The 9,375-nt window shown below is 69.2% G+C and carries 5 protein-coding genes; all 5 read right to left on the bottom strand.

Annotated features, from left to right (window positions below; all coding sequences use genetic code 11):
- Window positions 1-118: 118 nt before the first annotated feature.
- The 5 genes from sbnA to ACIRVH_RS17165 are packed head-to-tail and all read right to left on the bottom strand — an operon-like array spanning window position 119 to window position 9,142.
- The gene (gene sbnA, locus ACIRVH_RS17185; protein WP_403953546.1) at window positions 119-1,144 is read right to left on the bottom strand and encodes a 2,3-diaminopropionate biosynthesis protein SbnA; all 1,026 of its coding nucleotides are present in this window, start codon (window positions 1,142-1,144) and stop codon (window positions 119-121) included.
- A gap of 36 nt (window positions 1,145-1,180) precedes the next feature.
- Window positions 1,181-2,251, bottom strand: coding sequence for a 2,3-diaminopropionate biosynthesis protein SbnB (gene sbnB / locus ACIRVH_RS17180; RefSeq protein WP_403953544.1), 1,071 nt, complete (start codon window positions 2,249-2,251; stop codon window positions 1,181-1,183).
- On the bottom strand, window positions 2,248-3,252 hold the full coding sequence (locus ACIRVH_RS17175; protein WP_403953542.1) for a TauD/TfdA family dioxygenase: 1,005 nt from the start codon (window positions 3,250-3,252) through the stop codon (window positions 2,248-2,250). Before ACIRVH_RS17175 ends, sbnB begins: the two co-directional genes overlap by 4 nt.
- Before the next feature lie 42 nt (window positions 3,253-3,294).
- Window positions 3,295-6,549: an amino acid adenylation domain-containing protein gene (locus ACIRVH_RS17170; protein WP_403953540.1), complete on the bottom strand. Its 3,255-nt coding sequence runs from the start codon at window positions 6,547-6,549 to the stop codon at window positions 3,295-3,297.
- 13 nt (window positions 6,550-6,562) lie between these two features.
- Window positions 6,563-9,142 carry a Pls/PosA family non-ribosomal peptide synthetase gene (locus tag ACIRVH_RS17165; protein WP_403953537.1) on the bottom strand — a complete coding sequence of 860 codons (2,580 nt, stop codon included), beginning with the start codon at window positions 9,140-9,142 and terminating at the stop codon, window positions 6,563-6,565.
- Window positions 9,143-9,375: the final 233 nt, after the last annotated feature.

The raw sequence follows: 9,375 nt of genomic DNA, 5'->3' as shown, positions 1-9,375 counted from the left end.
GCCTGTTCGGTCTTTTCGCCCGTGTTTGCTTGTGTTTTCGGTTTGTGTGGCACGGGGGCCGGGCCGGGCGGCGGGTCGGGTTTCCGCGGCGCCCCGCCGGTCTGTCCGGTGTACGCCGCTACGGTCCCGATCGGCGGTCCGGTGTCTCGGAGGTGGGCTTGTTCTCGCGGGGCAGGGCGCTCACCTCTTGGTCGTCGAGGATGTGGTCGCCGTAGAGGTCCTGCAGCCAGTTGGTCTGGTAGATGGTGTCGAGGTAGCGCTCACCGAGGTCCGGTGCGATGGCCACCGCGGTGAGGCCGCGTGCGTCCTGCCGGGACAGCCAGTCCGTCGCGCCGCTGACCACCGTCCCCGTGGAGCCGCCGAACAGGAAGCCGCGCCTGGCCATGCGGTGACAGGTGCGGATGGTGTCCGCCTCCTCCACCCGGATGACCTCGTCCACGAAGGACTCGTCGAGCAGCGGGGGAACCATGCTCATGCCCAGGCCGGGGATCATCCGGCGGCCCGGCTTGCCGCCGAAGGCCACCGAACCCACGCTGTCGACGGCCACGATCCGCACCGGCCGGTGCCACTGCCGGAAGTAGCGGGCGCAGCCCATCAGGGTTCCGGCGGTGCCCGCCCCGACGAACAGCACGTCCAGGCGCGGGAAGTGCGTGGCGATCTCCGGTGCGGTCGTACGGTAGTGCGCCCGCCAGTTGCCGGCGTTGGTGTACTGGCTGAGCCACACGTACCGGTTGTCGGACGCGCACAGCGCGCGGACGTACTCGATCCGGGTGCCCAGGAAGCCGCCGTTCGCGTCCAGGTCGGCCACGACGTGCACCTGGCTGCCGAGCGCCTCCATCAGCAGCCGCGTCGACAGGTTGCAGCGGGAGTCCGTGACACACAGGAACCGGTAGCCCTTGCTCGCGGCGATCATGCTGAGCGCCACGCCCAGGTTCCCGGAGGACGACTCGACGAGGATGGAATCCGGCGTCAGGATTCCGTCCCGCTCGGCGCTCTCCACCATCTCGTTCGCGGCCTTCAACTTGATGGAGCCCGCGAAGTTGAAGCCCTCGCACTTCAGGTAGAGGGAGCATCCGAAGATCGACTCGAGGTCGACGAAGAGACAGCCTTCGTTGAAGTCATGGGGAGCGGAAACTACGGGCACAGTGGGCCTCCTGGTGCCAGGGCTGGGGACAACGCCTCAGCCGAACCGGCGCAGGTCGTGGAAGAAGTCGTCGATGAGGCGGAGGTTGCCCGCCCCGGCTGCTTCGTCGTAGACGTACTTGCCGACGGCGAGATCGAGCACGCCGAGTCCGAACGGCGAGAAGATCACTGGGCGGTCGTGCGGCGGGGCGGCCCGTCCGAGCATCACGTCGTTGAGCGTGCCGTTCAGGAAGTCACGGTTGCCGGTGCGCTGTTCGACCAGGTGGGGGGACGTGTCGGCCTTCAGGCAGTGCTCGACGTCGTCCACGAAGTTCGCGGAGGCGAGCAGGACCTCGGGGGAGAGGTCGCGCAGGGAGATGTGCAGCACCAGCGGGTTGTGGTCGAACCAGGCCGGGGAGGTGACGTGGGGTTCACCGGCGATGGTCGCGAAGACCACGAGGTCGCTGGAGCAGATGAGGTCCTCGGCGCTGTCGTGGACGACGATCTCCGCGGTGGTCCCGGCCTGCCGCAGGTAGCCGCAGAACCCGGCGGTGCTCTCGGCGGACAGGTCGTGCACGCCGATCGTGTCGAACGTCCAGTCGGTGCCTGCCAGGAAGGTGTGGATGTAGCGGGCGATCAGCCCGGTGCCGAAGAAGCCGATCCGGGTGGGGCGGGTCCGGTCGCGGCTGAGCCAGTCGGCGGCCAGCGCGGCGGACGCGGCGGTCCGGGTCGCGCTGATGATGGAGCTCTCCAGACACGCGAACGGGTAGCCCGTCTCGGGGTCGTTGAGGATGAGCACCGCCGAGGCCCGGGGCAGCCCGGCCCGCACGTTGTCCGGGAAGCTGGAGATCCACTTCACCCCGTCCACGTGCACCGAACCGCCGACGGAGGCGGGCAGCGCGATGATCCGCGCATTGGGCCGGTCGGGGAAACGCAGGAAGTAGGAGGGCGGGTTGACGGAGTCCCCGGCGCCGTGCAGCCGGTAGGTGGCCTCGACCAGCTCCACGACCTGCTTCTCGCGCCCGCTCAGCGCCTGCTGCACCTGCGTACCGGAGATCACCGCGAACGTAGGCAACGGGACCCCGTCCGGCGGGGTCTGCCGGGTGGCGGTGGACGACAGTTGGGTCATCGCTCGCTCGCCTCCGAGGTCGGCCAGCAGTCGGCCAGGCGGTGCGGCTCGGCCATGCCGACCAGCACCTGCCGCTCACCGGTGAAGGGCTCTCTGCTGTGGGCGGTGCGCAGGTTGTCGACGAGCATCAGGTCGCCGGCCTGCCAGGGCTCGCGCCGGGTGTGCTGCTCGTAGGTGGTGTTGAGCAGCTGGACGACGTCCTCGCCGATCGGGGTGCCGTCGCCGTAGCGGGTGTTGAACGGCAGCCCGTCCGCGCCGTACTCGTCCACCAGGTACTCGCGCACCTCCGGAGCCAGCGTCCACTCGTTGAGGAAGGCGATCTGGTTGAACCAGCAGCGCCGGCCGGTGAGCGGGTGCCGCACGACCGCGCTGCGGCGCTGCTCGGTGCGCAGGGAGCCGTCGGGCTGCCAGGCGAAGTCGATGGCGTGGGCGCGGCAGTAGCGCTCGATCTCGGAGTGGTCGTCGGTGCCGAACGACTCCGCCAGGGAGGCGCCGATCTCGTCGTTGTAGGCGCGGGTCAGCAGCCAGCCCTCACGCTCGAACCGTTCCGTCAGCGCGGTGGGCAGCGCCTGGAGCACCTGTTCCGCGTCGGCCACCGCGGTCGCACCGCCGTCGCCGGGCGCGGTCAGACACGCGAACAGCATCAGGCCGGGAACCTCCAGCCGGTAGCTCAGCTCGTGGTGCATGCACATCGGCTGGTTGGCCGGCCAGGCCGTGGAGGAGTACAGGCCCGGGCCGTACGCCTCACGGGGGGCGAACGCCTCCTGCTCCGGCATCAGACCGCCGGCCAGCCCCGCGAAGACGGCACCGACCTGGGACACGTCCCGCAGTCCCAGTCCGCGGACGAGGAGTGCCCCGTGCTCGGTGACCTGGGCATGCAGCGACTCGCGGTACTGGGCCGCCCAACTCGCCGCGTCACCGGGCGACCCGACGTGCAGGATCGCGGGTCTGTCCGGCCGCAGCTCCACGTCGAGGGGTGCTGCCAGAGGTGAGGACGACATCTCGGATTCCCTTCGGTTGCCCGTCTGGAGGCTCTGCGTGGCTCAGGAAGAGGCCAGCGGAGCCACGACACCCAGGACGGCCTGTGCTGCCTCGGCCGGACGGGTGCGCGTGAAGTAGTGGCCGCCGTCGGCCAGCTCGTGCAGATCCACGTGCTCGGCCAGGAGCAGCCAGTCCCGGTGGTGGTGGGCGTGGCCCGCGGTGTGCGGATCGTCGGCGGCGACGACCACCGAGACCGGCACGGACAGCTTCATCGGCGGTGGCCCGTCCAGCGCGGCGCAGAAGTAGCGGTGCGCGGACACGCAGTCGTGCAGGTAGGCGGCACCGATGTGCTCGGCGTGCTGCGCGTTCAGCTCCGCCAGTTCGGTGTAGCCGCTGTCCGCGGTCAGCCGTGCGGCGATCTCGGCGTTGCTCCGGCTCGTCAGTTCGCCGACGGCGGCGTACCGGTCGGCGGCGGTGCCGAGCAACTGCGCGCCGAGGAACACGCGCAGCACCTCCACACCGTGCTCCTGGAGCTTCCTGGCCGTCTCCAACGCCGGTGCGGTGCCCGACGAGTGGCCCCACAGCAGGACCCGGGTCAGGCCGCGCGCGGTGATCTCGGCGGCGACCCGCTCCGCCACCTGCTCGATCGGCGCGAACGGCTCGGGGTGCGCTGCCAGGTCATGACCGGGCAGGTCCACCGCGAGAACCGCCAGGCCGTGACCCGCCAACGCGCTGGCCATCGGCTGGTAGTTGACCGCGTTGCCGCCCGCGTAGGGGAAGCACACCAGTGCGCACTCCTTCGCACCGCCGCCCGCAGTGAGCGGCTGCAGCAGCTCCGGGTGGCGCCGGGGCGTGCCGTCGAGGAGGGCCGCCAGGTCGGCGAGCACCGGGTGCCGGGTGATGTCCTTCAGGGACACCGCGCGGTCCAGCGCGAGGGTGAGTTTGACCGCCGTCAGGGAGGTGCCCCCGGAGTCGAAGAAGTGGTCCTCGCGGCCGATCCGGTCCTCGGGGACTCCCAGGAGATCGGCCCAGACCGCCGCCAGCCTCCGCTCGGTCGGGGTGAGCGGGGCGCTCTCGTCCTCGCCCGGCACGGAAGGCTCCGGCTGCGCGGCCAGGGCGGTGAGCGCCTTCCTGTCGATCTTGCCGTTGGCGGTCAGCGGCAGGCCGGCCTGCCAGTGGAAGGCCGAGGGGACCATGTAGGCGGGCAGGACCGCACCCAGCGACTCGCGCAGTGCGTCGGTCTCCAAGTGCCGCCCCGTGTAGAAGGCGATCAGGTGCTTGCTCCGGCCGGACCGCTCGGCGACGATCACCGCACCGTCCCGCACCCCGGCCACCCGCAGCAGCGCGTTCTCGATCTCGCCGATCTCGATACGGAAGCCGCGGATCTTGACCTGGTTGTCCCGGCGGCCGAGGAACTCCAGCTTGCCGCCCGGGTGCCAGCGCCCCCAGTCACCCCCGAGGTAGAGCCGCTCACCCGGCCGGAACGGATCCTCGCGATAGGCCTCACGGGTCCGCTCCGGATCGTTGACGTATCCCCGGCCCACACAGACACCGGAGAAGGCGATCAGGCCCGGGGCACCCAGCGGCACCAACGACAGATGCTCGTCCACGACATGGACGTGCACGTTGTTGACCGCACGCCCCAGCAGAACGCGCTCGGGCACGGTGTCCATGACCTCGTGGTTGGTGTCGTCCGAAGTCTCGGTCAGTCCATAGGCGTTGACCAGCCTGATCCCGGGCTGGATCGCGAACCAGCGCTGGACCAGCTCCCGTTTCAACGCCTCACCGGTCACCGACACACACCGCAGGTCCGGCAGCGCGCGGGGATGCTGCTCCAGGTACGAGACCACGACCTCCAGATAGGAGGGCACGACCTGCGCCACACCGGCCCGGCCGCCGACCAGCGTGTCGACGAACCGCTCCACGTCCACGATCACGTCCTGGCCGACCAGCAGCGTCCGCCCGCCCACCAGCAGCGAGGACACCAGCTGCCACAGCGAGATGTCGAAGCACTGCGGGGCGGTCTGCGCCACCACGCAGCCCTCGCCGATCCCCAAGTCGTCGATCTTGGCGTGGAGATGGTTGAGCATGCCCGCGTGCTCGCACATCGCCCCCTTCGGCTCGCCGGTGGAGCCGGACGTGAAGTAGATGTAGGCCAGCTGGCCGGCGTCGACCCGTACTCCGACGTCACCGTCGGCGTGCCCTTCCGCGTACGCCCCCTCGATCAGCAGCTTCTCGACCCCGGGCAGGGTCGCCAGAGCCTGGTCGAGGGTGTGGGTGCTGCCGGATTCGGTCAGGACCAGCCGGCACTCCGCGCGCGACAACGTTGCCGCGATGCGGTCGGCCGGGAAGTGCGGCTCGATCGGCAGGTACGCGCCGCCCGCCTTGAACACCGCCAAGGTCGCGGCCATCCAGTCGAGGTTGCGCTCGGTGACGACGGCCACCACGTCTTCCCGGCCCAGCCCCCGCTTCAGCAGGGACCGCGCCAGACGGTTGGCGCGCGCGTTGAGTTCTGCGTACGTCCACTCCTGCTCGCCGTACACGGCCGCCACCGCTTCCGGATGCGCCCGTACCCGCTGCTCGAACAGTTCGTGTGCCCGCGCGTCCGGCAGCTCCCGGCGGGGCCCGGCCAGCTCTTCGAGCTGCTCCTGCACCTCGTCGTCCGACAGCAGACTCTGCCGTGCGTGCTCGGCGTCCACATCGGCCGTCATCAGCCGCAGTGCCGTCAGGTGGTAACCGCCGATCCGGGCCGCACTCGTGGCGTCCAGGACGTCGGTGCGGTAGCGGAGTCGCAGCCTCAGCCGCCCGTCCCGGTCGGACCAGCGCACCTGCAGCACGCCGTCGTCGACCAGCGTGTTCTCGGCGCCTCCCCGGGGACCGAACACGACCTCGTACGACGGCTGCGCAGTTCCCAGCTCCCGGCACAGCTCGTCCACCGGGAACTCCCGGTGCGCCAGCAGCTCCGCCTCGGCGTGCTGAGCGGTCGACACCAGTGCGCGCCAGGATCCGGGGGGCACCGACAGACGGCACGGCAGCGGCTCGCCCCGCACCCCGGCGGCGTACCCCGTCACCACGTCCTGCTCGCCGGACAGTGCGGCCAGCACCTTGGCGTGCGCGGCCAGCAGCAGTGCGCTGACCGGTACTGCCAGTTGCCGCACCAGCCCGCGGGCCGCGTCCGCCACGTCGTCCGGCACCGACACCTCGTGCTCGGCCGTTCCGGGAACCGGCTCCCGAACCCACCGTGGCACCGCAGTCGTACCGCCGGCGGTCAGCACACGGCTCCAGAACTCCCGGTCCGCTTCCACGCGCGCTCCCATCGAATGACCTCCCTCAACTCACGGTCGCCGCGGAGGCGTCGGCCGAAGAGGGTGATGTTGTCCGGTCGCCGCCGCAGAGCTGCTCGGCGGCATCCGGCATGTCCACGGCGGGGTTGCCGCCCCACCGTGCGTGTGCGGGGACCTCCTCGCCCTTCATGAGGAAGGAATCGGTCGCCAGCACCGCGCCTTCGCCCATCGTCACGCCGTAGTGCACATGGGCGCCGATGCCCAGCGTGCAGCCGGCGCCGAGCGTGGTGCCGTCGGACTTGAAGGTGCCGTCCTCCTGGGAGTGGCACTGGATCTTGCTTCCGGCGTTGAGGGTGCAGTCGTCACCGATGGTGGTGAGGGTCCGCTCCGTCAGGTAGCAGCCGTCGTCGAACACCCTGCTGCCGATGCGGACGCCCAGCAGCCGCCAGACGAGGCTCTTGAACGGGGTTCCGTTGAAGATGTTGAGGTATTCGTCCGGCACCTTCCACAGCCGCTCGTGCCACCAGAAGTAGGGGTCGTAGATGGAGCACAACTGAGGGCGCAGCGCACGGAACGAGGCGATGCATCGCTCCAGCAGGACGAAGTAGAGGGTGGAGAACGCGAGCGTGAGTGCCAGATAGGTGGCGATCACCACGTCTCCGAGCACGCCGTAGACGTCGACGGAAGCAAGCCCGAATGCCGTGAGCAAAAAGGTGTGCAGCCATCTCACGAACAGATGGAGGGCCATCGAGCGGAGGTTGTAGCGGTTCTTCGCGGCGAGACGGCCACGGAACGTGTCTCCGGTCCTGAGGTCGTCGAAGCGCGAGTCGCGCTCCACCGACCGCGGAATCTCGAAGCAGGGCGAGCCGAGGAGCCCCACGCCTTCGCGTACCTCACCATCGAGGGGAATCATCACCTTCGTCGCGAGCAGACAGTTGTCACCCGTTCTGCCGCCCGCGGGATAGGCGATGTTGTTCCCGAGGAAGTTGTGCGGTCCGATCGAAGCGCGGGACACCCTGAAGGACGTGCTGGAGAAGTCCGCATTCACGATGGAGAGCCCGTCGGCCACCATCGTTCCCCTGCCGACGGAGACCAGATACGGGGTCTCGTGCTGCACCTCGGTACCGAAGTTCGACCCGGTCTGCTCGACGTGGGACAGGTCGTATCCGAGAGCGCGCAGGTAGTACACAATGTAGGAGCTGTCGCCGAAGAGCCACTTGAAGAACTTGATGTTCGTCATGCGTGCCGTCGCCCGGTGCAGCGCGTAGCGGAATCCGTAGAGCGGATAGACCCGGTCGGGCTTGATGGCCACAGCCAGCAGACGCGGAAGCGAGAACAGGGCGACGACGCCCAGGACGAGGAAGCCGAGGAAAAGGACGAGGGACAGGGCCAGCGAGTCCTCGATCAGTTCCGACCACGAGAGTGGGTGGGGACCGAGTCGCTTGCCGATCGCCGGGATCTCGGTGAACAGCATGTACAACCCGCCGACGGCCAGCGGTATGTACAGAAGGAACAACTGGAGCAGGCTGACGAGGCCGAACCAGGTCCGGCGCGCAGTACCGCACTTGGCCGGTGCGACCCTGACGTAGTCGATCTCCGTGGGCTGCCCCGGGGTCCCGTGCCAGTGCTCGCCGTCCGGGACCGTCTGGCCGCGGTACAGGGCGGACGAGTGACCCAGCTGGGCTCCGTCGCCCATCGCCGTGTCGATGTCGAGGACGGTCTTCTCCCCGATGAACACGTCGCGGCCCAGCGTGACCCGGCCGGTCTGGATACGGCCCGCGTGCGCCCGGTAGCCGAGGAAGAACGCCTCCTTGCGGATGACCGTACCCTCGCCGATGGTGAGCAGGTCCGTGCAGACCGGGACGGAGTGGGAGAGGATCGTGACTCCCTTGCCGATGTGCGCGCCGAGTGCCCGAAGGTAGAGCACGTAGAGCGGATTGCCGATGAAGAGAATCATCGGATTGCCGTGGAGCAGCACCTTCACGAACCAGAAGCGCAGATAGGCCAGACTCCAGACCGGGATGTCCGCCGGTTTCCAGCGGCCGATGAGGATCCATTTGGCGAGCACCGGGAACAGGCACATGGCCACGAAACCGATGCCTCCGAAGAGCAGCGACCGCAGATAGATGTGGACCAGACCCGAGCCGGCGGCGATCCACTCGTAGCCCCGGGCCGTGACGTATCCGGCGACGAGGGAGTACCCCAGGAAGAGCAGCAGCTGGAGTGCTCCGCAGAGCACGTGGTTCGCCCTGTGTGTCGGCGTCGGCGTCGGCTGCTCCGGCGGTGAGGCCGGGATCGGTGCATCGGCGGGAGCGGGAGCGGCCTCCGCGAGGGCCGCTGCCAGGCTCCGGATCGTGGGGTGCCGGTATATGTCCTTCATGGACGCCGACGGCAGATCCGGTATTTTCCTGACCCGCGCGCAGAACTGGGCCATCACCAGGGAGTTGGCACCGAGGTCGGTGAAGAAGTGGCCGTCCACCGGAACGTGTTCGACGCTCGATACGTCGGCCAGTACTTCCGCGAGTCTCTTCTCGGTGTCTGCCCTCGACGGGCCGGAACTGTTCTGCCTGGCGGCGACTGCTTCGTCCGGTCCGGATATATGGACCTCGGAGGACTGCTCCACCATGCGATCTCCTGGAAGACGTCTGGATCGGGCGCGTTCTCCTTGCTGATCACGAACCGCCGGGTTCAGTTTCGGTCGGCCACCGTGAGCTTGCCACTTCGAAATCGACCGCCGTTCGACGCGGAACGCCCGACGGCCCCGTGTTCCCTGGCTCCCCGCAGTACGGGGGCGCGTTGCGGATCACCCGAATGGCTGCCGTCACCGACCGGCCGGTCATGCCGCAGGTGCGGACTTCC

Origin of the sequence: Streptomyces sp. NPDC101165 (assembly GCF_044768135.1) — a bacterium.
Lineage (GTDB): Bacteria > Actinomycetota > Actinomycetes > Streptomycetales > Streptomycetaceae > Streptomyces.
This window is presented reverse-complemented; position numbering and strand designations above follow the sequence as displayed.

Excerpts from the sequence above, each read along its gene's own strand:
- sbnB (WP_403953544.1), bottom strand. The coding sequence starts at position 2,251 with ATGACCCAACTGTCGTCCACCGCCACCCGGCAGACCCCGCCGGACGGG.
- ACIRVH_RS17175 (WP_403953542.1), bottom strand. The coding sequence starts at position 3,252 with ATGTCGTCCTCACCTCTGGCAGCACCCCTCGACGTGGAGCTGCGGCCG.
- ACIRVH_RS17170 (WP_403953540.1), bottom strand. The coding sequence starts at position 6,549 with ATGGGAGCGCGCGTGGAAGCGGACCGGGAGTTCTGGAGCCGTGTGCTG.
- ACIRVH_RS17165 (WP_403953537.1), bottom strand. The coding sequence starts at position 9,142 with ATGGTGGAGCAGTCCTCCGAGGTCCATATATCCGGACCGGACGAAGCA.